The sequence below is a fragment of the Massilia sp. P1_C10 genome (assembly GCF_056406475.1).
The window spans coordinates 95,756-120,118 of record NZ_JBFUAC010000004.1 but is presented as its reverse complement, the minus strand read 5'-3'; the positions used below and the strand labels follow the sequence as shown (position 1 = coordinate 120,118).

Genomic DNA, 24,363 nt, shown 5'->3' with positions numbered 1-24,363 from the left:
AAATGACGCTGAACCTGGTACTCCAAGGCCCCGAAGCATCGATGCCGGAACTGCGCCGCCTCGCCGCCCTCGCGCTGCCGGCGCGGATGGTCGACCTGAGCCCGCACGCGCTGCGCTGCGAGCAGGTGGACGCTTCCAACGGCATCCGCCAGTCGGTCGAAATGGCGGCGCTCGAAGCGCGCGTGGACGCGACGTTCATCGACGCCTCGCGCACGCTCGCCGATTACCGGCTGGTGGCGATGGACATGGATTCGACGCTGATCACGATCGAGTGCATCGACGAAATCGCCGACATGCAGGGACTCAAGCCGCAGGTGGCCGAGATCACCGAAGCGGCCATGCGCGGCGAGATCGAATTCGCCGAAAGCCTGACGCGGCGCGTGGCGCTGCTCGAAGGCCTCGACGCCGGCGCCCTGCAGCGCGTGTACGACGAGCGCCTGCGGATCTCGATGGGCGGCGAGGCGATGCTGGCCGGCGTCAAGGCGGCCGGGCTGAAGACGCTGCTGGTGTCGGGCGGGTTCACCTTCTTCACCGAGCGGCTGCAGGAGCGGCTCGGGCTCGACTACACGCATGCGAACGTGCTGGAAATCGAGCACGGAAAACTGACGGGCCGTGTGGTCGGCGCGATCGTTGATGCGGTCGGTAAAATGCAGACCGTGGAGCGCGTGTGCACCGACATGGGAATCGATCCGGAGCAGGCCATCGTCATGGGCGACGGCGCCAACGACCTGAAGATGATGGGCATTGCGGGCCTGTCGGTGGCGTTTCGCGCCAAGCCGGTGGTGCGCCAGCAGGCCGGCATCGCCCTCAATTATTCGGGGCTCGATGGGTTGCTGACGATTCTCGGCTAGCGGCGCGGACCAGGCTCTGGGGTCAGCGCCGCATGAGCAGCACCGGCACCATCACGCTGCCCTGCGAAAGCGCCAGATCGAAACGCTCCACCGCCTCGAATCCCAGCGCCTGATATAAAGGCACGCCCGGCATCGTAGCCACCAGCTCGAGCCGGGTGAAGCCGGCCGCAGCCGCCTGCGCCGCGCAGTGCGCCATCAGCGTCGCGCCCAGCCCGCGCCGCGCCATCGCCGGATCGACAAAGCACGTGCGGATCTTCGCCGCCTCGGTCGACGGATCGAGCAGCCGTTCCGGCTTCGACTTGCCCTGGTCGCCGCCGTAGCCGGTCGACCGTTTTCCCCAGCCGCCGCAGGCGACGATGTCGCCGTCGGACTCGACCGCATAGTAGGTGCCGTCCGCCACCAGCTGGCTGTCGACGCCGAACACCTCGCGCGTGACCGCGTCGATCTGCGCCTGTGTGTAAAAACCAACGCTCAGCGCACGGGCCGAACGCGCTATTAGCGCCTCAAGCGCCGGCACGTCGCTCGGCAGCGCCACGCGCAGCAGCGGTCTCATATTGTTTCAGTCATTGTTGTGGATGTAACAAGCTGTAAATGCGCGGCAAGAAATCGAAAAAGTTCATATAGTAGTCATATGATAAGCGCCCACCTCGCGAGGACACCATGAAAATCCTGATTCCACTTCTCGGCCTGGCCGTCCTGAGCGGGTGCGCCTACCCGCCGCCGGCGCCGTACGCCCAACGCTACGGGGCGCCGCTCGATCAGAGCCAATGGCACACCGTGTCGGTGACGCCGGTCGCGCCCGGCACCGGTGCCCGCCTGGGCGCCGCGCCCGGCACCTACGTCGAAACCACTTCCCAGCCGATCGTCGCAGTGCCCCGTCCGGTCTACGTTGCGCAGCCGGTTTACTACGCGCCGGCCCCGATGTACTACGCGCCGGCGCCGGCTTATTACTATCCGCCGGTGTCGCTCAGCCTGGGCTTCGGCCGCAGCTGGGGCGGCCGCCACAGCCGCAACTGGGGCGGAATCGGCATCGGCACGCACTGGCCGTAACCGAATGTAGATTTGCACAAATTAACGACGGCCGCCGCTTTGGGCGGCCTTTTCATTTGCGGCGTAAGTACTTGATCTTCCTACAGTTGCTTCCTTACCGATTCCTTACAGTGCGGCATGGTGCGACGCAGCATAGCATTCGATTGCCGTCAGCAAAATGCTGCCATACAATCAATTATCGATGGAAGCAGCAAACCAGCGTACGGCAATAGAAAAACACTATGGAGACAGCAAAAATGAATTTCAAGTTGAAAGCGATTGTTGCGGGCGTATCACTGGGTTTTGTCATGTCGGCGATGGCCGCTGAACCGATCAAGATCGGCGTGTCCGGCCCGTTCACCGGCGGTTCCGCGCCGATGGGCGTGTCGATGCGCGACGGCGTGCGCCTGGCCGCCGCCGAAATCAATGCCAAGGGCGGCGTCCTGGGCCGCCCGATCCAGCTGGTCGAGCGCGACGACGAAGCGGCGCCGCCGCGCGGCGTGCAGGTCGCCCAGGAGCTGATCAACAAGGAACGCGTCGCCGCCACCGTCGGCTACATCAACACCGGCGTCGCCCTGGCCTCGCAGCGCTTCTACCAGGAAGCCAAGATCCCGGTCATGAACAACGTCGCCACCGGTTCGGTCGTCACCCAGCAGTTCGCCAAAGAGCCGGAGAACTACATCTTCCGTAACTCCGCCAACGACACGATCCAGTCCGAGATGATCGTGCAGGAAGCGGTCGACCGCCGCAAGTTCAAGAAGGTCGCGATCCTGGCCGACTCCACCAACTACGGCCAGCTTGGCCGCGAAGACCTGGAGAAGGCACTCGAAAAGCGCGGCGTGAAAGCGGTCGCGGTCGAGAAGTACAACATCAAGGACGTCGACATGACGGCGCAGCTGCTGAAGGCCAAGCAGGCCGGCGCCGAAGTCGTGCTCACCTACGGCATCGGCCCCGAGCTGGCGCAGATCGCCAACGGCATGGAGAAGCTGGGCTGGAAGGTGCCGCTGATCGGCAGCTGGACGCTCGCGATGGGTAACTTCATCGACAACGCCGGCAAGAACGGCGACGGCACCCGCATGCCGCAGACCTTCATCCAGGACGCCAGCACGCCGAAGCGCAAGGCCTTCATCGACGCTTACATCAAGGCCTACCATCCGGCCGGCGACCGCATGCCGTCGGGCGTGTCGGCAGCACAGGGCTACGACTCGATCTACCTGCTGGCCGCGGCCATCAAGCAGGCCGGCAGCACCGAAGGCCCGAAAGTGCTGCACGCGCTGGAGAACCTGAACGAGAAGGTCGAAGGCGTCGTCACCACCTACAACAAGCCGTACAGCAAAACCGACCACGAAGCGATCGACTTCAACAACACCGTGTTCGGTGAAGTCAAGGGCGGCAAAGTGGTGCTGGCGAAGTAAGCGATTCGGTTCAAGCCGCACTGGCCAGACTTGAGGATTCAAGCCTGGCCATTTTTTTGTTGACCGGTGGCGCCCGCGCGCCATCCATTGGGTGAGATCATGGATATCCTGTTACAGATTATTTTCAGCGGCATCGCGCTCGGCATGATCTATGCCGTCATCGCGTTCGGCTACCAGCTGACCTTCGCCACTTCCGGCACCCTCAATTTCGGCCAGGGCGAGGCGCTGATGCTCGGCGCGCTGGTCGGCCTGTCCCTGGTCAGTAACATCCACGGCGGCCCTTACATGGGCTACATGCTGATGATCCCCGTGGTGCTGGTGTTCGGCGCGCTGCAGGGCATGTTCGTCGAATGGATCGGCGTGCGGCCGGCAATCAAGATCAAGTCCGAATTCGGCTGGATCATGTCGACCATCGCGCTGGCGATCATCTTCAAGAACGTCGCCGAAAACATCTGGGGCAAGGACGACCTCACCTTCCCGTCCCCGCTGTCGACCACTCCGTTCAAGGTCCTCGGCGCCAATGTGCAGCCGATGCAGGTCGCGGTGGTGATCGGCGCCGTCGCCATCATGCTCGCGGTCGAACTGTTCAACCGCAAATCGATATACGGAAAGGCGGTCGTCGCCACCTCGAACGACCGTGATGCGGCCGGCCTGATGGGCATTAACACCAGCATGGTGATCACCTTCTCGTATGCGCTGTCGTCGGCCACCGCGGCATTCGCCGGCGTGCTGGTCGCGCCGCTGACCCTGACCGGCGCCACCATGGGCGCCTCGCTCGGCCTCAAGGCGTTCGCGGTCGCGATCATCGGCGGCCTGACCTCGGGCATGGGCGCCGTTGTCGGCGGCCTGATTCTCGGCATCGCCGAAACCGCCACCGGCTTCTACATCTCCACCGGCTACAAGGAAGTACCGGGCCTGCTGCTGCTGTTGCTGGTGCTGGCGGTGAAACCGGCTGGCCTGTTCGGCAAAACCGCGATCAAGAAAGTATAAGAATGGATAAGAAAAACTTAGTCATCGGGCTGGTCGGCATCGCTGCGCTGATCGCCTATCCGATCCTGATCCCGAACCCCTACTACATCCACCTGGCCGAAACGATCCTGATCTACGCGATCCTCCTGTTCGGCCTCGACATCGTGGTCGGCTACACCGGCCAGGTTTCGCTGGGCCACGCCGGCCTGTTCGGCATCGGCGCCTATATCACCGGCGTGCTGGTGTTCAAGCTCGGGGTGCCGTGGCCGCTGGCGATGGTGGGCAGTATCGGCGGCGCCGCGCTGTTCGGCGCAATCCTCGCGCTGCCGGCGCTGCGCGTGACGGGTCCTTACCTGGCGATGGTCACGCTGGCATTCGGCACCATCATCCAGATCCTGCTTAACGAGATGACCTGGCTCACCGAAGGCCCGCTCGGCATCAAGATCGCCAAGCCGGTGGTGTTCGGGACCAAGTTGACCGAAGTGGGCTACTTCTACCTGGTCGCCGCGCTGATGGTGATCTCGCTGATCGTGGTGCACCGCATCCTGCGCTCGAACCTGGGCCGCGCCTTCGAAGCGCTGCGCGACAGCCCGATCGCATCGGACTGCATGGGCGTCTCGGTCTACCGCTACAAGGTCTACGCCTTCGTCATCAGCGCCGGCCTGGCCGGCCTGGCGGGCAGCCTGTTCGCCTATTCGGAAGAATACATCTCGCCGCAGACCTTCAACTTCGAGCTGACCATCTTGTTCCTGCTGGCGGTGATCATGGGCGGACGCAAGACCCGCTCGGGCGCGATCATCGGCGCGATCATCGTCGTCATGCTGCCTAGCCTGCTGGCCGACATCGAACTGTTCCGCAAGATCGCCATCGGCGCCGCGGTCCTCGCCGTGGTCGGCGCCGGCATCGCGCTGGCCAAGAAAAAGAGCACGCCGGGCCGCGTGATCGTGCCGGTCGTCGCCACCGCCGGCATGGTGTTCTTCTCGTACCGGTTGGAGAACATGATCGACTGGCGCCTGACCATCTTCGGTCTGATGACGCTGTTCGTCGTCTACTACCTGCAGGACGGGATCGTCGGCTTCCTGCGTTCGCTGATGGGACGCGGCGCGGTGCACGACGCGTCGCTGGCGGTGGCCGCCGCCGGCGCCGATCCGTTCGCCGGCGCCAAGGCCGGCGCCGCGGGCGCGCCCCTGCTCAAGGTCGACCAGGCGCTGATGCAGTTCGGCGGCCTGAAGGCGCTGAACAAGGTCGACCTGAACGTGGCCGCGCAATCGGTGCACGGCCTGATCGGCCCGAACGGTTCGGGCAAGAGCACGATGATGAACGTGCTGACCGGGATCTATCAGCCAACCGCCGGCCAGGTGTCGTTCGACGGCGTAGTCATCACCGGCCGCACGCCATCGCAGATCGCGCTGGGCGGCATCGCCCGCACCTTCCAGAACGTACAGCTGTTCGGCGAGATGACGGCCACCGAGAACGTGCTGGTCGGCCTGCACCACACCTTCCACTCCAACGTGGCCGACGTGATGCTGCATACGCCGCGCTACCGCCGCGAAGAAACGGCGGCGCGCGAGCGGGCCGCCAGTATCCTCGAATTCGTCGGCCTGTCGGCCCTGGCCAACGAAGAGGCGCGCAACCTCCCCTACGGCAAGCAGCGCCTGCTGGAGATCGGCCGCGCGCTGGGGCTGAATCCGCGCCTGCTGCTGCTCGACGAGCCGGCCGCCGGCCTGACCGCGCCCGACATCAAGGAGCTGATGGCGATCATCCGCAAGATCCGCGACCACGGCATCACCATCATCCTGATCGAGCACCACATGGATGTCGTGATGAGCATTTCCGATACCGTCACGGTGCTCGACTTCGGCCAGAAGATCGCCGAAGGCACGCCGGCGACGGTCCAGAGCGATCCGAAAGTGATCGAAGCTTACCTTGGCGGCAGCAGCGACGACAGCGCGCCAGCCGCGGCGCACTGAAAGGATTCCCATGTTATCGATCCAGAACCTGCAAGCGGCCTACGGCAAGGTTGAAGTCCTTCACGGCATATCGCTCGAGGTCCCCAAGGGCAAGCTGGTCACCCTGATCGGCTCCAACGGCGCCGGCAAAACCACCACGATGCGCGCCATCTCCGGCATGATCCGGCCCAAGGGCGGCACCGTCACGCTCGACGGGCGCGACATTACCGGGCTCGAATCGCACAAGATCGCGCGCGCCGGCCTGGCCCACTCTCCCGAAGGCCGGCGCGTGTTCGCCACCATGAGCGTGACCGACAACCTGCTGCTGGGCGCCTTCCCGCGCTTCACCCGTGCGCGCCCGAAAGGCGACATCAAGCACGATTTGGAGAAGGCGCTGGAACTGTTCCCGCGCCTGAAAGAGCGCCAGCACCAGCTGGCCGGCACCTTGTCCGGCGGCGAGCAGCAGATGCTGGCGATGGCGCGCGCCGTGATGCTCAACCCGGATGTGATCCTGCTGGACGAACCGTCGATGGGCCTCGCGCCTATCCTGGTGGAGGAAGTCTTCCGCATCATCACGCGCCTGAAAAGCGAAGGCGTGACGATGCTGCTGGTCGAGCAGTTCGCCGCCGCCGCGCTGAACGTGGCCGACTACGGCTACGTGCTGGAAAACGGCAGCATCTCGGTGCACGGCCCCGCCGAAAGCCTGAAGAACGACCCGAAAGTCGTCGCCGCATATCTCGGCGGCGGGCATTCGCACTAGGCGGCGGCCATGAACAACGGCGCCCTCGGCGCGCGCGATTATGCCGCGGCGCTGGGCGTTGTCCTGATCTGGGGCACCAACTTCATCGCGATGAAATTCGCGCTGCACGACATGACGCCGTTCCAGCTCGGCGCCGGCCGCTACGTGTTCGCCGCGCTGCCGCTGGTGCTGTTCATCCGTCCTCCCAAACTGCACTGGAAGTTCGTCGCGCTGTACGGCCTGCTGCAAGGAGTCGGACAGTTCGGCTTCCTGTTCCTGGCGCTGAAGGTCGGCATGTCGGCGGCGCTGGGTTCGGTGCTGATGCAGACCCAGGTCTTCTTCACCGCGCTGTTCGGCTTCGTGCTGCTGCGCGAGCACGCCAGCCGCGCGCTGATCGCCGGCCTGCTGCTCGCCGCGCTGGGCATCGCCTGCTTTGCGATGAACTATCTGTCGCCGGGCGCCGACGCTGGCGGCACCACCCCGCTCGGCTTCGTGCTGGTGCTCGGCTCGGCGGCGATGTGGTCGGCGTCGAACATCGTGGTGCGGCGCGCGCAGCAATCGACCGCGCAGTTCGACGTGATGCCTTTCATGGTCTGGAGTTCGCTGGTGCCGATCATTCCGTTCGTGCTGCTGTCGCTCGCCTTCGACGACCCCGCAACGCGCTGGCGCTGGACCGGCGCGCCGTGGAGCACATGGCTGTCGCTGGCCTACCTCGGCTGGTTCGCCACCATCCTCGCCTACGCGCTTTGGACCGGCCTGCTCAAGCGCCATCCGCTGAACCGGGTCGCGCCGTTCTCGCTCGCCGTGCCGGTGGTCGGGATCAGCTCCGGCATGCTGGTGCTGGGCGATTCGATCAGCGCCTGGCAATGGGCCGGCATCGCGCTGGTCGTGGCGGCGCTGGCGACCGTGATGTTCGGCGCGCGCTGGCTGCAACGCGGCCGATAACAATGCGATGTAATTACGTCAATACTGTAAAATGCGCGCTTCCGCCCTCCGTCCCGTTCCGATGAAACTGCGCACCTACTACATTCTGCTGGCCATGGCGATCCTCGTGCCCGCGGCGATTTTCTGCGCGATCGCGCTGAAGGTCATGCTCGACGCGCAGCACGACTCGGCGATCGAGCGCATCCAGGGCAGCGTGCGCCTCGCCGCGATCGTGATCGACAGCGACACCCGGCGCGCCGATGCGGTGCTGAAGGCGCTGGGCGCTTCGAGTTCGCTGGACGACGGCGACATGCGCCGCTTTTACGATGAAGCGCGCGCCGTCAACGCCGGCGCGGGCGCCTGGATCATCCTCTATGACACCAAGGGCCAGCAGCTGGTCAACACCCGCAAACCGTTCGGCAGCGAGCTGCCGGTGCGGCCCGACCCGGAACAGCTTGCACGCCTGCTGTCCAGCGGCAAATCGAACATCTCGGGGCTGCGCTGGGGGGCGGTGCTGAACAGCCACTTCGTCATGGTGGAAACGCCGGTACGCACGCATTCGGGGCGCGAGTACGTGATCGGCCAGGCCTATGCGCCCGAGTTCTTTACGCGCGCCTTCGCCGGCAGCGCGATCCCCGCAAGCTGGCGCGTCCAGGTCTTCGACGCCAGCGGCACCATCATCGCGCGCAGCCACAACCTGGAAAAATACATCGGCCTGCCGGCGAAGCCCGAAATGCTCGCCGCCATGCGCGCCGCGTCGAACGGCGTGCTGCGCCATGACACGCGCGACGACGTCGAAGTCTACGACGTGTTCCACCGGATTCCGGGATCGGGATGGACGATCATCGTCGGCGCGCCGGTGGCGGAAATCGACCTCGCGGTGTGGCGCGGCGTTGCCGCGATCGGCGTCGGCTTGTTCGTCGCAATGGCCGCGGCGCTGACGCTGGCGATCGTCGCCGGGCGCCGCCTGGTCAGGTTCGTGTCCGGCGCATCGCAGGCGGCACGCCAGCTCGGAGGCGGCGAGCCGGCCGCGCCGCTGGCATCGGCCAGCATCGTCGAACTGGCCGAACTGCACGACGCGATTCAGGAGGCGGGCGCCCGGTTGCAGGCGGAAGTGCGCTCGCGCGGCACGGCCGAACGAGAGCGCAACATGCTGCTGGTGCTCGAGCGAGAGGCGCGCACCCGCGCCGAAGAACAGAACCTGGCGAAAGACGAATTCCTGGCGATGCTGGCACACGAACTGCGCAACCCGCTGTCGGCGGTCACCAGCGCGGTCCACCTGCTCGACTCCGCCGGACCGATTGACGAGTCGCTGGCGGCGCGTGCGCGCGACGTGGTGCGGCGCCAGACCGACCACCTGCGCAAGCTGGTAGACGACCTGCTGGAAGTGAACCGCGCGCTGATGGGCAAGCTGACGCTGGCGCGCACGCCGCTCGACATGGCCGATACAGTGGCGCGCTGCGTCGAAACGCTGCAGGCGAGCGGACGCACCGCGCAGTTCGACTTCCACCCGGACCTGGCGCCGGCGGTGGTCACCGCCGATCCGACCCGGCTGGTGCAGGTGATCGACAATATTCTCGATAACGCCGTCAAATACAGCCCGCGCGGCGGCCGGGTCGACGTTGTGCTGCGCCGCGACGGCGCCAATGCGAAGCTGATCGTGCGCGATTCCGGCATGGGCATCGCACCGGAGCTGCTGCCCAACGTGTTCACGATTTTCGTCCAGGGCAAGCAATCGCTGCAGCGGACTCAGGGCGGGCTGGGGATCGGCCTGTCGCTGGTGCGGCGCCTGGTCGAACTGCATGGCGGCTCGGTCGCGGTGGACAGCGAAGGCGACGGCAAGGGCGCCAGCGTCACGGTGTACCTGCCGCTGGCGGCGGACCAGTCGGCGCCGGCCGCGATCCGGATTGCCGCGCCGGCGCAGTCGCGTCGGCGCGTGCTGCTGATCGAAGACAACGAGGACGCGCGCGACATGATGGCGGCACTGCTCGAGATGCTGTCGTGCGACGTGATGGCCGCGTCCAACGGCGTGCAAGGCATCGAACTGGCGCGCTGCGCGCTGCCGGAGATCGCCTTCATCGACATCGGCCTGGCCGGCATGGACGGTTACGCCATCGCGGCGGCGCTCAAGGCCAACCCGGCAACGGCGCCGATCGAACTGATCGCGCTGACCGGATACGGCAGCGCCGACGACCGCCAGCGCGCGTTCGACGCCGGCTTCCAGCATCATTTTACGAAACCGATAACGATCGAGCAGCTGGAGCTTGCCCTCTCGCCAACTGCGTTGTGGGCGCACAACTGAAGTGCGCTCCAGGCGCCTTGAGCGGAGCGATTGTGATTGCGGCGAATTTGGATTTCATGGGACCATAGCTCTTCCTTATTCCCCCTCACCGCCCGGTGAATGCAGCCTCGGCGCCATGCCGAATGCATAAGCCGCGCAACGCAAAGGCAGCCATGCAGCTTGACCCCCAGTCCTTCCCCGACCCGCGCACCCTGGGTAATCGGGCCATGGCGCTGGCCATGCTAGACGCGATCATCTGCCCCGAATTCGAGTACCGCTACTTTAATTTCGACGCGACCTGGGGCGACACCGAGCAAATGGGGTCGATGCGCAACGGCGAGGGCGACCACTGGTTCCTGCACCTCGGCGAATTCGGCGCGGCAATCAAGGGCCACGTGCAGGAGCTGCCGCGCGCCGAAACGCGCGCGATGGCGCTGCAGGTGCAGCGCTGCCTGCCCGACGAATTCGACAGCTTCCTGCACGAGCCCTCCTTCGCGATGGACGCGGTGAGCTACTGCTACTGGCTGCGCAGCGGCGACAGCGCCTGGAACAAGGTCGAGCATCCTGACCTGGCGCTGGCCTACCGCTACGACGGCTCGGAAGACTACCTGTCGATCCTGGTGGCGCCGGCCAGCTGCTATTACGACTACGCCAGCGACTATTTCGAGTGCGAGCCGCCGCTGGCAAGCATCGAGCATATCTACGCGCATGCGCCGCTGACCGCGGCCATCGTCAAATCCCTCAATCCCCAATTGAGCCTGGAAGAAGCGCACGCCGCGGCGCGCCAGATCGGCTATCCGAGCATGCCGCGCGCCAGATCGACCGTGCCGCTGGCCTGCTCGGGCGCCTGAGCCTCGCGCACGGCGCGCTGCAGCGCCAGCGCCTGGTCGACAAAGGTCTTTGACATCGTGTTATCGAAGATGCACCAGACCGCGCGGCCGGCGTCGATGTGGCCCGCCATGTCATGGCCCAGCTGCGCGAGCCAGCTTGGCTCGTAATCCGAATAGTAAATGCGCGGCGCGCCATGCAGCCGGATGTAGATGTCCTGCGCGGTCGGCACGTGCTCGCCCGGCTGTCCCTTGGGCGGATCGGCGATCACGCGGGTGACGCCGGCATCGTGCAGCAGCGCCGTCGCCTCGTCGCAGAACCAGCTCGGGTTGCGCGCCTCCAGCGCGAGCATGCAGCCGAAGCGCTGCTTCAGGCGCACGAAGAAATCGGCGGCGACGTCCGCGTCGAGCACGTGGCTTGGCGGCAGCTGCACCAGCACACATCCGAGTTTTTCACCAAGCGCTCCCGCCTCCATCGCAAACTGGTCCATCTGGGCATCGCCGCCAACCAGCCGCGCGTCGTGCGTAATGGAGCGCGGCAGCTTGACCGAGAAGCGGAAGCCGGCCGGCACGCTGGCCGCCCAGCGCGCGTAAGTCGACGCCTGGTGCGGCCGGTAGAACGAGGAATTGATTTCGACGGCGCCGAAGGCGGCGGCGTAGCGTTCGAGGTGGCTGCCGTCGATGGGGAATGCGTCGGCGGACTGGCGAGGAATGCTCCAGCCGGCGCAGCCGATCAGGGCGGAGGGAGACAGGGGTGGGTAGCTCATCGAACGATTTTACGATAGTGCCCGATACGGTGTCGTACACCATGCACGTCGAACCGGCGAAGGCTGGTACGACGATCTACCGGGACGCCGGCTCCGCCACGATGGATTTACAATGATCGTTCGAACAAGATCTCCGGAGGATACCGATGAGCGACCCAGTCCACGTGGTGTGCCCGCACTGCGACGCCGTGAACCGCCTCGCCCACGAACGGCTGGCCGACCAGCCGGTGTGCGGCAAATGCGCGCAGCCGCTGTTCCAGGCACGCCCGCTCGACGTCGCCGGCGCCCGCTTCGCCAAGCACATCGAGCGCAACGACCTGCCGGTGCTGGTCGACTTCTGGGCGCCGTGGTGCGGCCCCTGCAAGATGATGGCGCCCGCCTACGCCCAGGCGGCGGCGCAGCTCGAACCGGGCATGCGCCTGCTGAAGGTCGACACCGAGCAGGCCCAGGACCTCGGCGCGCGCTACAACATCCGCTCGATCCCGACGCTGGCATTGTTCCGGGCGAGTCGCGAAGTCGCGCGCCAGCCGGGCGCGATGGACGCGCGCGGCATCGTCGCGTGGGCGATGCAGCACGCACGATAAAGTAATCAAATTGTCAACGCGTCCTGCTACAATCGGCGCATCGTCAACGAAGGAGTAACCATGTCCCAGCAACTGGTGTTAGACAGCAGTCTCGAAGAATCCAAGCAGTTCGCGCGCATCATGTACATCGTGCACGCCGTGATGTTCTTATGTTCGTTCGGCGCGCTGTCGCTGATTCCGCTGATCGTCAACTACGTCAAACGGCCGTACACCGAGGGCACGTTGGTCTACAGCCATCACACCTGGATGATCCGGACATTCTGGTTTTACTTGATATGGGCGGCGGTCGCCTGGGTAATCTTGTTCACCCTCGGCTGGATCCTGATCGGCATTCCAATTGCATGGGCGATCTTCGGCCTGGCCTGGCTGTGGTACATGTACCGCGTGATCAAGGGATTCATCGACCTGAATAACAATCGGCCGATGCCGGTGTAACGAAGAAGGGGCCCGGGACCGGGCCCCTTCTGCTTTCACATCGCGGCGAAGGCCTGTTCGATGTCGGCGATCAGGTCGGCCGTGTCTTCCAGCCCGATGTTGAAGCGCACCAGCATGCCGCCGTCGTGCCAGCCCTGGCGCATCGCCTGGATCCGGTACGGCATCACCAGGCTGTTTGCGCCGCCCCAGCTGTAGCCAAGGCCGAACAGGGTCAGCTTGTCGACGAAGCGGTCGGTCTGCGCCTCGGTGTACTTCGGATCGAACAGCACCGAGAACAAGCCGCCGGCGCCGTTGAAATCGCGCTTCCAGATGTCGTGACCCGGGCAGTCCTCGAATGCCGGATGCAGCACCTTGCTGATTTCGGGACGTCCCTTGAGCCACTGCGCCACTGCCCGCGCGCTGGCGTCGTGCGCTTCGAAGCGCAGCTTCATGCTCGGCAGGCCGCGCATCACCAGGTAAGCGTCGTCCGGGCTCACGCCCATCCCCAGCCGCATGTGGGCCAGCGCCAGCCGGTCGTTGAGCGCGCGGTCGCGCGTGACGAGAGCGCCCATCAGCACGTCCGAGCCGCCCGACTGGTATTTGGTCAGCGCCTGCATGATGATGTCGACACCGTGATCGAAGCCGCGCAGCGCGAGGCCGGCCGACCAGGTGTTGTCGAGCGCGACCAGCACGCCCTTCTCGTGGGCGGCCTTGCAGATCGCCGGCAGGTCCGGCACTTCCATCGACACCGATCCCGGGGCCTCGGTCCAGATCAGCTTCGTGTTCGGCTGGATCAGGTCCGCGATCGCGCTGCCCACCAGCGGATTGTAGTAGCGCGCGGTGATGCCGAAGTCGCGCGTGAGCCAGTTTCCCAGCTCGCGGTTCGGGTTGTAGACATTGTCCGGCAGGAGCACGTCGTCGCCGGTCTTGAGCAGCGCGAAGTCGACCATCGCGATCGCCGCCAGGCCGGACGGCGCCAGCAGGCAGTAGCTGCCGCCTTCGATTTCGGCCAGGCGCGCTTCCAGCGTAAACGTGGTCGGCGTGCCGTGCAGGCCGTAGGTATAGGCGTTCTTCTCTTTCCACTCGCCCGAGCGCATCGCCGCGACGTCCTTGAACAGGACCGTCGAAGCGTGGTGGATCGCAGTCGGGTAAGCGGCGAAGCCTTCCGGCGCTGCGTAATCGCTGTGGATCAGCGTGGTCTGCGGCGACTTCTTCTTCATTACGCCACCGAGGCCCACAGGTCGTGCGCGTCGGCGGACGTGACGACGACATCGGCGAACTCGCCCACCGCCAGCTTCTTGCCCGGCACCAGCGAGCGCTTGATGTGCACCACGCCGTCGATTTCAGGCGCGTCGGCGGACGAGCGGCCGATCGCTTCGCGGGCGTTGACTTCGTCGATCAGCACGCGCACGGTCTTGCCGACCTTGGCCTGCAGGCGCTTGGCCGAGATCTCTTCCTGCAGCAGCATCACGCGGGCGCGGCGCTCTTCGCGCAGTTCTTCCGGCACCGGGTTGTCGAGCAGGTTGGCGGTCGCGCCTTCGACCGGCGAATAGGCGAAGCAGCCGAGACGGTCGATCTGCGCTTCCCTGAGGAAGTCGAGCAGGTATTCGAATTCGGCTTCGGTCTCGCCGGGGAAGCCGGCAATGAAGGTCGAGCGGATCGTCAGGTCCGGGTTCATCGCGCGCCAGGCCTGGATGCGGTCCAGGTTCTTCTCGCCGCTGGCCGGACGCTTCATGCGCTTGAGGACATCAGGGTGCGCGTGCTGCATCGGGATGTCGAGGTAAGGCAGCACGTGGCCGCCGCTCATCATCGGGATCACCTGGTCGACGTGCGGGTACGGATAGACGTAGTGCAGGCGCACCCACGCACCGTACTGCGCGGCCAGCTGGCCGAGCGCTTCGACCAGCTGCGTCATGTGGGTCTTGACCGGGCGGCCGTTCCAGAAGCCGGAGCGGAACTTGACGTCGACGCCGTAGGCGCTGGTGTCCTGCGAGATGACCAGCAGCTCCTTGACGCCGGCCTTGAACAGGTTCTCGGCTTCGAGCATCAGGTCGGCGATCGGGCGCGACACCAGGTCGCCGCGCATCGACGGGATGATGCAGAAGCTGCAGCGGTGGTTGCAGCCTTCGGAGATTTTCAGGTAGGCGTAGTGTTTCGGGGTCAGCTTGACGCCCTGCGCCGGCACCAGGTCGAAGAACGGCGCGTGCGGCTTCGGCAGGTGCAGGTGGACCGAGTCCATCACTTCGGCCAGCGCATGCGGGCCGGTCACGGCCAGCACCTTGGGATGCACCTTCATGATGATGTCGTCGCCGGACGCATCCTTCTTGGCGCCGAGGCAGCCGGTGACGATGACCTTGCCGTTTTCGGCCAGCGCCTCGCCGATCGCGTCGAGCGACTCCTGCACCGCGGCGTCGATGAAGCCGCAGGTGTTGACGATCACCAGGTCGGCGCCGTCGTAGGACTTGGCGGTTTCGTAGCCTTCCGCGCGCAGCTGGGTCAGGATCTGCTCGGAATCGACCAGCGCTTTCGGGCAGCCGAGCGATACGAAGCCGACTTTGGGCGCGTTGGCGGGGGCGTTGACGAGGGAATCGGATGCGGCGGGAACGGGGATGCGGCGAAGTTCGGACATGATGGGAGGCTGTACTCAGGCAGACTAATCTTCCATTGTACCGCATCCATACGGAATGTCGTACCTGCGGAGGCAGGTACCCATGCCGAATCCGGGTACCTGTGTTGCTAGCTCAGCATGGGTTCCTGCCTTCGCAGGAACGACGGCCTTACGGCCAAAGATCTACTTTTTGGTATCGACCGGCGGGAACGGGAACGCGCCGAAAATCGACTTGCTCTGCGTTTGCATCTGTTCCTGCATCTGCACGAACAGGTTCTTGCTCTGGTCGATGTAGTTGTTCATCATGCCTTGCATCATCGGGCCCTGGACGTTCATGAACTGGGTCCACATTTCCGGGCTGAACGGCTTGCCTTCGAAACCGCCGGTCGTGCCGGTGGTGAACTTGTTCTGGATGTCGGTGAAGGCCTGGACGTTCTTTTCCAGGTAGGAACCCATCATCCCCTGCATCGCATGGCCGTAGTATCGGATGATCTGCGACAGCACCGCGCTCGAGAACATCGGGGCGCCGGCCGCTTCTTCTTCCAGGATGATTTGCAGGAGGATGCTGCGCGTGAGGTCTTCGTTCGACTTGGCATCGACCACCGTGAATTCGTCCGCGTCGAGCACCAGTTGCTTGACGTCCGTCAGCGTGATGTACGAACTGGTCTGGGTGTCGTACAGCCGACGGTTTGGGTATTTCTTGATCAGGCGTTCAGTACTTTTCTTTGCACTACTCATCTCAAGTTCCACTTATTGCGCCGCAGCGCCTTCTTAAAAAAGCGAACCGAAGTCCGCTCCGTGACTGGCCTATACGTGAATTATAGGTTGAATATTCGTCAAAATACCATGTTGGGCGCGCAAGTGCAGCATTTATCGGAACGCAACTTAAAGTAAAAGCCTGACAACCTTAATCGGCACGCGTCTTGACGTAGCGGCCCGGCGCCGGCTCGATCGGCGGATACTGCTTGTTACCGGCTTTGGCGGGCGCTTTGACGTCTTTTCCGCCATTTTCGGCCAGGAAAGCGGCCCATTCGACCCACCAGCTGCCCTTGTGCTCGGTGGCGCCTTCCATCCACGACTTGGCGTCCAGGATCTTCGCCTTGGCCTTCGGCCTGGCGTCGTTGGTCCAGTAGCTGCGCTTGCCCTTCGAGGCGGGATTGATCACGCCGGCGATGTGGCCGGACGCGCCCAGCACGTAGCGGTTGTTCTTCGGCTTGCCCGGGTTGAGCAGCTTCATCGACTCGTACGCCGCATCCCACGGCACGATGTGGTCCTCGCGCGAGCCGTAGATGAACACCGGCGCGTCGATGGCGCCGAGGTCGATCTTCGCGCCCGCGGTGCTCAGCGCGCCCGGTTCGCGCAGCTTGTTTTCCAGGTACATATTACGCAGGTAGTAGCAGAACATCGGGCCCGGCAGGTTGGTGCTGTCCGAGTTCCAGTACAGCAGGTCGAACGGCGGCGGCTCCTTGCCTTTCAGGTAGTTGGACTGGACGTAGTTCCATACCAGGTCGTTCGGGCGCAGCGACGAGAAGGTCGTGGCCAGGTCGCGGCCCGGCATCAGGCCGCCCTTGGCCAGCTGCTTCTCGCGCTGCGCGACCTGGCTTTCGTCGATGAAGACGTCCAGCACGCCGGTGTCTTCGAAGTCGAGCAAGGTGGTGAGCAGGGTGAGGCTGGCGGCCGGCTGTTCGCCGCGCGCGGCCAGCACCGCCAGCGCGGTGGTGACGATGGTGCCGCCGACGCAGAAGCCGAAGGCATTGACCTTCGGTGCGCCGGTGATTTCGCGCGCCACGCGGATCGCTTCGATCGCGCCCTTCTCCACATAGTCGTCCCACGTGACCTTGCCCAGCGACTTGTCGGGATTGCGCCACGAGACCAGGAACACCGTGTTGCCCTGTTCGACCGCGTAGCGCACCACCGAGTTCTCGGGCTGCAGGTCGAGGATGTAGAACTTGTTGATGCACGGCGGGACCATCACCAGCGGCACCGCGTGTACGGTAGCGCTGCTCGGGGTGTACTGAATCAGCTGGAACAGGTCGTTCTCGAACACCACCTCGCCCGGCGTGGTGGCGACGTTGCGGCCCACCTCGAACGCGGATTCGTCGGACAGCGAGATGCGGCCCTTCTGCATGTCGCCCAGCATATTGGCCAGGCCCTTGGCCAGGCTTTCGCCCTTGGAGTCCAGCAGGGTCTTTTGCGCTTCCGGATTGGTGGCGAGGAAGTTCGCCGGCGACATCGCGTCGACCAGCTGCTGCACGGCGAAGCGGATCTTCTGCTTGTCGCGCGGGGCGGCGTCAACGGCTTCGGCCATCGCGGTCAGGAAGTGCGAATTGAGCAGGTAGGAAGCGGCGGAAAACGCCGACAGCGGATTGGCCAGCCACTCGGGCGCGGCGAAGCGGCGGTCCTTCAGCTCGGGCATCTTCATCATCGCCATGTCCTGCCAAAGCGCGCCGGCCTTTTGCAGGTAGTCGTTGCGCAGCGACTCCATCGCGGCCGGGCTGATGTGGGCGCCGACTTCCTTCAGCACGCCGGCCAGGGGGTTGGCGTCCTGCTGCGGCATCTTCATCCACGACTGCCAGGTGGAGGGGTCGGAAAACTGCGCCATCCAGGCGCTTGCCATGGCTTGAGGATCAGGCTTGTTCATGAGTGGGTTCCATTGGTTACAATTGCGGTTTCTGCCGAAGGAAATCTATGTGGATTGTCGCCGTTGCCTGGGTTTATGTGGTGGGCCTGATGGCGCTCACCGAACCGTCCGTCGTTGCTGGAATTATGACCTTTTTGTTCTATTGCGTGTTGCCGTTGTCTTTACTTTTTTATATCGCGGGGTCGAAGGCGCGGCGCGCACGACGTGAAAAACCGACGCCTCCGGAGGCGTGACAGCGGCATGAGCAAGTTCACGCGGCGCCGACAAACCCGGGGTCAGGTCCACCGGACCTGACCCCAGACCTTGAGCCGCGGCCCGTGCTAATCGGGCTTCAGCCAGATCAGGCTGGCCAGGCGGCCCGTCACGCCATCGCGCCGATACGAATAGAATCGGTCGGTCTCGCTGGCGGTGCAGTGGCTGCCGCCCCACACACGCGTCACGCCATCGCGCGCCAGCAGCAGTTTGGCCAGTGCATTCATGTTGGCCAGGTACTTGCCGGGGCGCCCGGGATAAAGCGCAAAGGCCGCCCGCACCTTTTCCGCGTCGGCGCCGCTGGCAAGGAAGCTGTCCAATACGTCCGGCCCCACTTCGAACTGCGCCGGACCGATCGCCGGCCCGAGCCAGGCCGTGACCTCGCAGGCGCCGGCCTCGCGCATCGCGCTCACCGTCGCGGCCAGCACGCCGGCCGCCAGGCCGCGCCAGCCCGCGTGCGCGGCGCCCACCACCTTGCCGTCCACGTCGGCGAACAGCACCGGCAGGCAGTCCGCCGTCAGCACCGCGCACACCACGCCAGACTGGGTCGCGATGCTGGCGTCGGCCACGCGCACCGGCTGGTCCGGCCCCACGGTGGCCGCGTCCACGACGGCGACGCCGTGCACCTGCGAGATCCACGCCGGGTCGCCCGGCAGCATGGCGCGCACCGCGGCGCGGTTCCTGCGGACGGTGTCGGGATCGTCGTTGACGTGCATGCCCAGATTGAGCCCGCCGCCCCCCGCGCCGTCGTCGTAGGGGCCGGTGCTCCAGCCGCCGCGGCGCGTGCTGGCCAGTGCGCCGACGTTCGCGGGCGCGTCCGGCCAGTCGGGCAGGATCATTTCGGCCATCAGACCAGGTCCGGCTCTTCGATGCCCGCGTCTTCGATCAAGGCGGCGAAATCGGCGGCCAGCGGCACGATCCATTCGCAATCCTCGCCGGTGGCCGGATGGACCAGGCCGAGGCGGCGCGCCTGCAGCGCCTGGCGCGGGAATACCGGCGTCAGGTGCTGCTTGCCGTAGGTGGAGTCGCCCACCAGCGCGAAGCCGAGGTGCTGCATGTGCACGCGGATCTGGTGGGTGCGTCCGGTCTCGAGCTGGCACTGCACCAGGCTGACCGGGCGGCGGTCCAGCAGGCCGCTGGCAATCACCTGGTAGTGCGTGATGGCCGGCTTGGCCGTGAAGTTGTTCGACACCGCCATCTTGATGCGGTCCTTGGCGTCGCGCGCGATCGGCGCGTCGACGGTGCCGGCTTCGCGCGGCGTGCCCCACACCAGCGCAAAGTACTCGCGCTTGACGGTGCGCGCCTGCAGCTGGCGCACCAGGTCGGTCTGGGCGGCCAGCGTCTTGCCGACCACCATCAAACCGCTGGTGTCCTTGTCGAGCCGGTGCACGATGCCGGCGCGCGGCACGTTGGCCAGTTGCGGCGCGTGGAACAGCAGGCCGTTGAGCAAGGTGCCCGACCAGTTGCCGGCGCCCGGATGGACCACCAGGCCGGCCGGCTTGTTGATCACCATGATGTGCTCGTCCTCGTGGACGATGTCGAGGCGGATCTCTTCGGGCGTGAAGGCGGTGTCTTCCGGCGCGGCCTGCGGGGTGACGACTATCGTTTCGTCGCCGTACGCGGTATCCTTGCCGCGCGCCGGCTTGCCGTCGACCAGCACGAAGCCGCCGTCGAACCATTGCTGCAGGCGGCTGCGGGAAAATTGCGGCACCAGGCCGGCGATCACCTTGTCGAGACGCTGGCCGCAGGCGGCCGGGGTCAGCTCGAGGGTGATCGGGGACAGGTCGGCGCCGCCGTTCTCGTAGGCGAAATCGACGTCGATCTCGTCGTCGAAATCAGGGTCGAGGGGTAAAACCGCCGAATTCGGCGTTGAAGTTAAAGTCACAGCAGTCCCATCGGCTATAATCAGCCTTTCGTTGAATCTCGGTAAATACTCTCTTGCAAAACGTCATGCAAAAAAAATTATCTTTGTTGGTTGCTTCATGTGTACTGCTAGGTATGTCTGCTTGCAGCTTGTTGCCGGATAAATCCGACGAGACCAAAAACTGGTCGGTGACGAAATTATACTCGGAGGCGCGCTCCGAAATGGATGGCGCCCACTACGAGGCAGCCATCAAGCTGTGGGAAAAGCTCGAAGCGAACTATCCGTTCGGCACGTACGCGACCCAGGCGCAGATGGAAATCGCCTATGGCTACTACAAGACCCAGGACCAGGCCCAGGCCCTCGCCGCGGTCGAACGCTTCATCAAGCTGCACCCGAATCATCCGCAGGCCGACTACATGTACTACCTGCGCGGCCTGATCAATTTCAACGATTCGGTCGGCTTCATGAGCATCATCTATTCGCAGGATCCGACCGAGCGCGACCCGAAGGCGACGCGCGAATCGTTCGCCGCGTTCAAGGCGCTGGTCGACAAATTCCCGAACAGCAAGTACACGCCGGATGCGATCGCGCGCATGAAGTACCTGGTCAACGCGATGGCGCAGTATGAAGTGCACGTGGCCAATTACTACTTCCGCCGCGGCGCCTACCTGGCCGCGCTGAACCGCGCGCAAGGCGCCGTCACGGACTACACCGATGCGCCGGCGCGCGAAGAAGCGCTGTTCCTGATGATCCGCTGCTACGACAAGATGGGCAACCTCGACCTGCGCGACGACGCCCAGCGCGTGTTCGTCAAGAACTATCCGAACAGCCGCTTCATGAACCCGAACGCCGGCCAGCGCAACTGGCTGAACTTCTGGTCCAAGAAGGCCGACTAAATCGGCTTCGCAGGGTCTGACCCAATCGGGTCAGACCCTGGTTTCGCATCAAGCCACCAGCTTGCGCCGGAACACCCACTCGTTGGCGCTGGACGCTTTCTTGTCGAACGCGTAGCCGTCGACCTTGAAACGCTTGAGCTTTTCGACGTCCGTGATGCCCTTCTCCGCCGCGTAGCGCGCCATCATGCCGCGGGCGCGCTTGGCGAAGAACGAAATGATCTTGTACCGGCCGTCCTTCCAGTCTTCGAACACCGGCGTGATTACCGGCACCGGCAGCAGCTTCGGCCGCACCGAGCGGAAATACTCTTCCGACGCGAGATTGACCAGCGCCTCGGCGCCGTTCGCGGCGATCGCCTCGTTCAGCTTGCCGGTGACGGTGTCGCCCCAGAATCCGTACAAGTCCTTCGCCCCCGGCGTCGGCAGGCGGGTGCCCATTTCCAGGCGGTGCGGGTGGATCAGGTCGAACGGGCGCAGCACGCCGTACAGGCCCGACAGGATGCGCACGTTCTGCTGGGTCCAGCCCAGCGCCTTCGGCTTGAGCGAGCGCGCATCGAGACCGTGGTAGACGTCGCCGTTGAAGGCCATGATGGCCTGGCGCGCGCCGGCGGGGTCGGCGCTCCAGGTGCCGTAGCGGGCGACGTTGAGCGCGGCCAGCGTATCGGACAGGCTCATCAGTTCAGCGACCTGGCCCAGCGAGTAGCCGCGCAGGACGTCGATCAGCTCGCCGGAGCGATCCAGCAGGTCGGGCGTGGTGGTCAGTTTCGTGGTGGGGCGGGTTTCGAAGTCGAGGGATTTTGCAGGCGACAAGACAATCAGCATAAGATTCGATCAACATCCAACAAATAGAATTGCCGACATGATACCCGTACCAGCAGAACGCATCGTCATCGATACCAATGTTTGCCTCGACCTGATGGTATTCCACGATCCGCGCTGGGCCAGCCTGCTCGCCGCGCTCGAGAGCGGCGCCGTCGAAGCGGTCACCCGCGCCGACTGCCGCGACGAGTACAACATCGTGCTGCACTACAAGCACCTGCCGCTCGACGACGACAGCCGCCCGCTGGCGGCGGCGCGCTTCGATGCGCTGGTCAAGGTGGTGGCGCCGGAAGTGAGCCTGGTGCGCTTGCCGGTCTGCACCGATCGCGACGACCAGAAATTTCTCGAAGTGGCGCGCGACGCCCGCGCCGCCGTGCTGATCACCAAGGACAAGGCGCTGCTGAAACTGGCGCGCAAGACCGCGCAGGCGGGACTGTTCCGGATCATGCTGCCGGAAGCGTGGATCAAGGCGCAGGCGGCGGAGCTCGATTAAAGGCGGGCCGACGCGCTCGTTTCGCGCCAGAGCATCAGCGCCAAACCACCGGCGATGAGGAAACCGGCGAAACTCCACCACACCGGAATCACAAAGCCCGCGACCACGACTTCCCAGGCAAAAATCAGGCGAAGCACGTGGGCGACTGCGATCAGCGCGAACAATGCGACCGCGAATGAAGTAAAAGGTTTCATCGGATTCCTCCTGCGTTGACCGCCAGTTGCGCCTCGAATGCCCGCTTGTACGCCGGCCGCGCTTCGCCGCGGGCGACATAGGCGGCGAGGTTCGGATATTCGTCCAGGATGCCCGACGCCCTCAGCCGGAGCAGCACCGACACCATCATCAGGTCGCCCGCGCTGAACTCGCCGTCGAGCCAGTCGGCATCGCCGAGGCGGCGCGAAAGCGGGACCAGCCGGTCCCTCACGCGCTGCGCGACCAGCGGCATCCGCGCCTCGTACCACGGCTTGTCGTGCTCCAGCACTTTGGCGCCTGACAGTTCGAGGATCGGCGGCTCTACCGTGTTGACCGCGGCGAACATCCAGGTGATCGCGCGCGCCCTCGCATTCGGGTCGGCCGGCAGCAGGCCCGCATGGCGCTCGCCGATATGGAGCACGATCCCGCCCGTCTCGAACAGGACCAGGTCGCCCTCCTCGTAGGTCGGAATCTGGCCGAACGGGTTCAGCGCCAGGTGCGCGGCTTCCTTCATCGCGGCGAATGAAACCAGGCGCACCGCGTAGGGTTGGCCGACCTCCTCCAGCGCCCAGCGCACGCGCGTGTCGCGCGCCAGTCCCTTGCCGCCGTCGGGCGACCGTTCGAACGCGGTGATCGTGATGGTCATCGTGCGCCTCCGCTCAAGGGACGCCGTTGCCGGCAAATTGAAGATACGCCGGTCTCTCGCGCAAGCGCGCCACATACGAATCGACCGCGGCAAGCGCCGGACGGTCGATCGGCGTCATCAGCCATCGGTTGACCGACAGGCCGAGGACGACGTCGGCCAGCGAGAACTCGGCGCCGGCGGCAAATGCGCCGGTCCGTTCCAGTTGGGCTTCGAGGATCCGCATGTGCCGGTTCCACTGCGCCGCGCTGGCCGCCACCTGGGCGGCATCGCGATGCGCGGCACTGTCGCGCACCAGGGCCATGAAGGCGTAGCGCCATGCGTTGTTCAGTTCGGTCGCCTGCCAGTCCATCCATTGCTCCACGCGGGCGCGCCGCACCGGATCGCCCGGCAACAGCCGGCCCGCGGCGTATCGCCCGGCCAGGTAGCGGCAAATCGTGTTCGACTCCCACAGCACGGTGTCGCCATCGACCAGCACCGGCACCATTGCGTTCGGGTTCAGGGCCAGGAATTCCGGCGAGTCGGTCGGGCGAAAACCGCTGCCCCAGTCCTCACGCTCGAATGGCAAGTCCAATTCCGCGCAAGTCCACAATACCTTGCGCACGTTGATCGAACTCGCTTTCCCCAGGATTCGAATCACGGCGATCCTCCATTCCAGACAGTGCTTTAATTATAGGGCCGTTGCCCGGTCTGAAAAATGCACTTGCGAAAAATATAATCAGCCTCACTTAGCTGTCACTTTCACCACTGCACCCAGGAGCTAAATGGCTTTTTTCCCTCGTCCTCCCCAGCTGCCCCCGCGTCGACGGGAAGTCGCCACACAAGTAGTCAAACAGGAGCATTCCGGTGCGATCGACACCCGCGTCATCGTGGTGGAAAATAAAATTCCACCAATGCTGCCGAAGCGCGAAGGCTCCTGAACGCGAGCATTCGATATCCAAAATTTCCCAACGAACATCACGATGTAGACGCGAAAACATTACAGGAACCGACGCTGGCCGGGCGGCCCGCCGCTGAGTGCGTAGTAACAACATCTTCGGCGATGATTCATTGGATGCGAATGACGCGCGATCCTACAATAGCGTTACGTTCGAGAATCTGACTTAGACCCCCAGTAGCTTTCCGATTTCGTTTTTCAAGGAAAGGCGGCGCCATGACGGAGCAGCATGCGGACCCCAATCGAGCGATTGCGCGGAAGCCCGCGCCAGT

General features: G+C 64.8%; 27 protein-coding genes. 15 read left to right on the top strand and 12 right to left on the bottom strand.

What is annotated here, in order from left to right; genetic code table 11:
• The first annotated feature begins 2 nt into the window (after positions 1–2).
• The gene (gene serB / locus AC1D02_RS10595) at positions 3–851 is read left to right on the top strand and encodes a phosphoserine phosphatase SerB (protein WP_477316504.1); all 849 of its coding nucleotides are present in this window, start codon (positions 3–5) and stop codon (positions 849–851) included.
• A 22-nt stretch (positions 852–873) separates the two neighbouring features.
• Here serB and AC1D02_RS10590 read toward each other — a convergent pair whose 3' ends face one another.
• Positions 874–1,404, bottom strand: a complete 531-nt coding sequence (locus tag AC1D02_RS10590; RefSeq protein ID WP_477316503.1) for a GNAT family N-acetyltransferase — start codon at positions 1,402–1,404, stop codon at positions 874–876.
• Positions 1,405–1,511: 107 nt separating this feature from the next.
• Between AC1D02_RS10590 and AC1D02_RS10585 the strand changes: the two genes are divergently transcribed.
• The 8 genes from AC1D02_RS10585 (at position 1,512) to AC1D02_RS10550 (ending at position 11,008) form a co-directional block, all read left to right on the top strand.
• Positions 1,512–1,901 carry a hypothetical protein gene (locus AC1D02_RS10585; protein WP_477316502.1) on the top strand — a complete coding sequence of 130 codons (390 nt, stop codon included), beginning with the start codon at positions 1,512–1,514 and terminating at the stop codon, positions 1,899–1,901.
• A gap of 236 nt (positions 1,902–2,137) precedes the next feature.
• Positions 2,138–3,295: an ABC transporter substrate-binding protein gene (locus tag AC1D02_RS10580; protein ID WP_477316501.1), complete on the top strand. Its 1,158-nt coding sequence runs from the start codon at positions 2,138–2,140 to the stop codon at positions 3,293–3,295.
• A gap of 99 nt (positions 3,296–3,394) precedes the next feature.
• Positions 3,395–4,285, top strand: coding sequence for a branched-chain amino acid ABC transporter permease (locus AC1D02_RS10575; RefSeq protein WP_477316499.1), 891 nt, complete (start codon positions 3,395–3,397; stop codon positions 4,283–4,285).
• Positions 4,286–4,287: 2 nt separating this feature from the next.
• Positions 4,288–6,234 carry a branched-chain amino acid ABC transporter ATP-binding protein/permease gene (locus AC1D02_RS10570; protein ID WP_477316497.1) on the top strand — a complete coding sequence of 649 codons (1,947 nt, stop codon included), beginning with the start codon at positions 4,288–4,290 and terminating at the stop codon, positions 6,232–6,234.
• A 10-nt stretch (positions 6,235–6,244) separates the two neighbouring features.
• On the top strand, positions 6,245–6,973 hold the full coding sequence (locus tag AC1D02_RS10565; protein ID WP_477316495.1) for an ABC transporter ATP-binding protein: 729 nt from the start codon (positions 6,245–6,247) through the stop codon (positions 6,971–6,973).
• Between the two features lie 9 nt (positions 6,974–6,982).
• Complete coding sequence (locus AC1D02_RS10560; protein WP_477316493.1) at positions 6,983–7,897, top strand: EamA family transporter; 915 nt, start codon at positions 6,983–6,985, stop codon at positions 7,895–7,897.
• 61 nt (positions 7,898–7,958) lie between these two features.
• Complete coding sequence (locus AC1D02_RS10555; RefSeq protein ID WP_477316491.1) at positions 7,959–10,178, top strand: ATP-binding protein; 2,220 nt, start codon at positions 7,959–7,961, stop codon at positions 10,176–10,178.
• A gap of 152 nt (positions 10,179–10,330) precedes the next feature.
• A complete protein-coding gene (locus tag AC1D02_RS10550; protein ID WP_477316489.1) occupies positions 10,331–11,008 on the top strand; it encodes a hypothetical protein in 678 nt (225 codons plus the stop codon).
• On the opposite strand, the gene AC1D02_RS10545 is transcribed toward AC1D02_RS10550, so the two are convergent.
• Positions 10,951–11,751 carry a DUF72 domain-containing protein gene (locus AC1D02_RS10545; RefSeq protein ID WP_477316487.1) on the bottom strand — a complete coding sequence of 267 codons (801 nt, stop codon included), beginning with the start codon at positions 11,749–11,751 and terminating at the stop codon, positions 10,951–10,953. The genes AC1D02_RS10550 and AC1D02_RS10545 overlap by 58 nt on opposite strands.
• 146 nt (positions 11,752–11,897) lie before the next feature.
• Here AC1D02_RS10545 and trxC point away from each other — a divergent pair, with 146 nt between their 5' ends.
• Together trxC and AC1D02_RS10535 are read left to right on the top strand one after the other, a co-directional pair.
• Positions 11,898–12,335 (top strand): thioredoxin TrxC, encoded by a 438-nt coding sequence (gene trxC / locus AC1D02_RS10540; RefSeq protein ID WP_477316485.1) that lies wholly within the window; start codon positions 11,898–11,900, stop codon positions 12,333–12,335.
• A 60-nt stretch (positions 12,336–12,395) separates the two neighbouring features.
• Positions 12,396–12,770, top strand: coding sequence for a DUF4870 family protein (locus AC1D02_RS10535; RefSeq protein WP_477316483.1), 375 nt, complete (start codon positions 12,396–12,398; stop codon positions 12,768–12,770).
• 35 nt (positions 12,771–12,805) lie between these two features.
• Here the strand turns inward: AC1D02_RS10535 and AC1D02_RS10530 are convergent, their stop codons facing one another.
• From AC1D02_RS10530 to phaC, 4 genes are all read right to left on the bottom strand, one after another.
• A complete protein-coding gene (locus AC1D02_RS10530; protein WP_477316481.1) occupies positions 12,806–13,969 on the bottom strand; it encodes a cystathionine beta-lyase in 1,164 nt (387 codons plus the stop codon).
• The gene (gene rimO / locus AC1D02_RS10525) at positions 13,969–15,378 is read right to left on the bottom strand and encodes a 30S ribosomal protein S12 methylthiotransferase RimO (protein WP_477316479.1); all 1,410 of its coding nucleotides are present in this window, start codon (positions 15,376–15,378) and stop codon (positions 13,969–13,971) included. Before rimO ends, AC1D02_RS10530 begins: the two co-directional genes overlap by 1 nt.
• 162 nt (positions 15,379–15,540) lie before the next feature.
• Positions 15,541–16,095: a polyhydroxyalkanoate synthesis repressor PhaR gene (phaR, locus tag AC1D02_RS10520; protein ID WP_477316477.1), complete on the bottom strand. Its 555-nt coding sequence runs from the start codon at positions 16,093–16,095 to the stop codon at positions 15,541–15,543.
• 169 nt (positions 16,096–16,264) lie between these two features.
• Complete coding sequence (gene phaC, locus AC1D02_RS10515; RefSeq protein WP_477316475.1) at positions 16,265–17,998, bottom strand: class I poly(R)-hydroxyalkanoic acid synthase; 1,734 nt, start codon at positions 17,996–17,998, stop codon at positions 16,265–16,267.
• 47 nt (positions 17,999–18,045) lie between these two features.
• Here phaC and AC1D02_RS10510 point away from each other — a divergent pair, with 47 nt between their 5' ends.
• A complete protein-coding gene (locus AC1D02_RS10510; protein WP_477316473.1) occupies positions 18,046–18,231 on the top strand; it encodes a hypothetical protein in 186 nt (61 codons plus the stop codon).
• An 87-nt stretch (positions 18,232–18,318) separates the two neighbouring features.
• On the opposite strand, the gene pgeF is transcribed toward AC1D02_RS10510, so the two are convergent.
• Complete coding sequence (gene pgeF, locus AC1D02_RS10505; protein ID WP_477316471.1) at positions 18,319–19,098, bottom strand: peptidoglycan editing factor PgeF; 780 nt, start codon at positions 19,096–19,098, stop codon at positions 18,319–18,321.
• Positions 19,098–20,135 carry an RluA family pseudouridine synthase gene (locus tag AC1D02_RS10500; RefSeq protein ID WP_477316469.1) on the bottom strand — a complete coding sequence of 346 codons (1,038 nt, stop codon included), beginning with the start codon at positions 20,133–20,135 and terminating at the stop codon, positions 19,098–19,100. The genes pgeF and AC1D02_RS10500 overlap by 1 nt, the downstream gene beginning before the upstream one ends.
• A 65-nt stretch (positions 20,136–20,200) precedes the next feature.
• Here AC1D02_RS10500 and AC1D02_RS10495 point away from each other — a divergent pair, with 65 nt between their 5' ends.
• The gene (locus AC1D02_RS10495; RefSeq protein WP_477316467.1) at positions 20,201–21,010 is read left to right on the top strand and encodes an outer membrane protein assembly factor BamD; all 810 of its coding nucleotides are present in this window, start codon (positions 20,201–20,203) and stop codon (positions 21,008–21,010) included.
• Between the two features lie 48 nt (positions 21,011–21,058).
• Here AC1D02_RS10495 and yaaA read toward each other — a convergent pair whose 3' ends face one another.
• A complete protein-coding gene (gene yaaA, locus AC1D02_RS10490; protein WP_477316465.1) occupies positions 21,059–21,829 on the bottom strand; it encodes a peroxide stress protein YaaA in 771 nt (256 codons plus the stop codon).
• Between the two features lie 37 nt (positions 21,830–21,866).
• Here yaaA and AC1D02_RS10485 point away from each other — a divergent pair, with 37 nt between their 5' ends.
• A complete protein-coding gene (locus AC1D02_RS10485) occupies positions 21,867–22,319 on the top strand; it encodes a putative toxin-antitoxin system toxin component, PIN family (RefSeq protein ID WP_477316463.1) in 453 nt (150 codons plus the stop codon).
• Here AC1D02_RS10485 and AC1D02_RS10480 read toward each other — a convergent pair.
• From AC1D02_RS10480 to AC1D02_RS10470, 3 genes are read right to left on the bottom strand one after another with little or no spacing between them, the layout of a single operon-like run.
• Positions 22,316–22,513 carry a hypothetical protein gene (locus tag AC1D02_RS10480; protein WP_477316461.1) on the bottom strand — a complete coding sequence of 66 codons (198 nt, stop codon included), beginning with the start codon at positions 22,511–22,513 and terminating at the stop codon, positions 22,316–22,318. The two genes, AC1D02_RS10485 and AC1D02_RS10480, sit on opposite strands and share 4 nt — an antisense overlap.
• Positions 22,510–23,157 (bottom strand): glutathione S-transferase family protein, encoded by a 648-nt coding sequence (locus AC1D02_RS10475; protein WP_477316459.1) that lies wholly within the window; start codon positions 23,155–23,157, stop codon positions 22,510–22,512. Before AC1D02_RS10475 ends, AC1D02_RS10480 begins: the two co-directional genes overlap by 4 nt.
• 13 nt (positions 23,158–23,170) lie before the next feature.
• On the bottom strand, positions 23,171–23,794 hold the full coding sequence (locus tag AC1D02_RS10470) for a glutathione S-transferase family protein (protein WP_477316457.1): 624 nt from the start codon (positions 23,792–23,794) through the stop codon (positions 23,171–23,173).
• Positions 23,795–23,918: 124 nt separating this feature from the next.
• Here AC1D02_RS10470 and AC1D02_RS10465 point away from each other — a divergent pair, with 124 nt between their 5' ends.
• On the top strand, positions 23,919–24,074 hold the full coding sequence (locus AC1D02_RS10465; protein ID WP_477316455.1) for a hypothetical protein: 156 nt from the start codon (positions 23,919–23,921) through the stop codon (positions 24,072–24,074).
• Positions 24,075–24,363 lie beyond the last annotated feature (289 nt).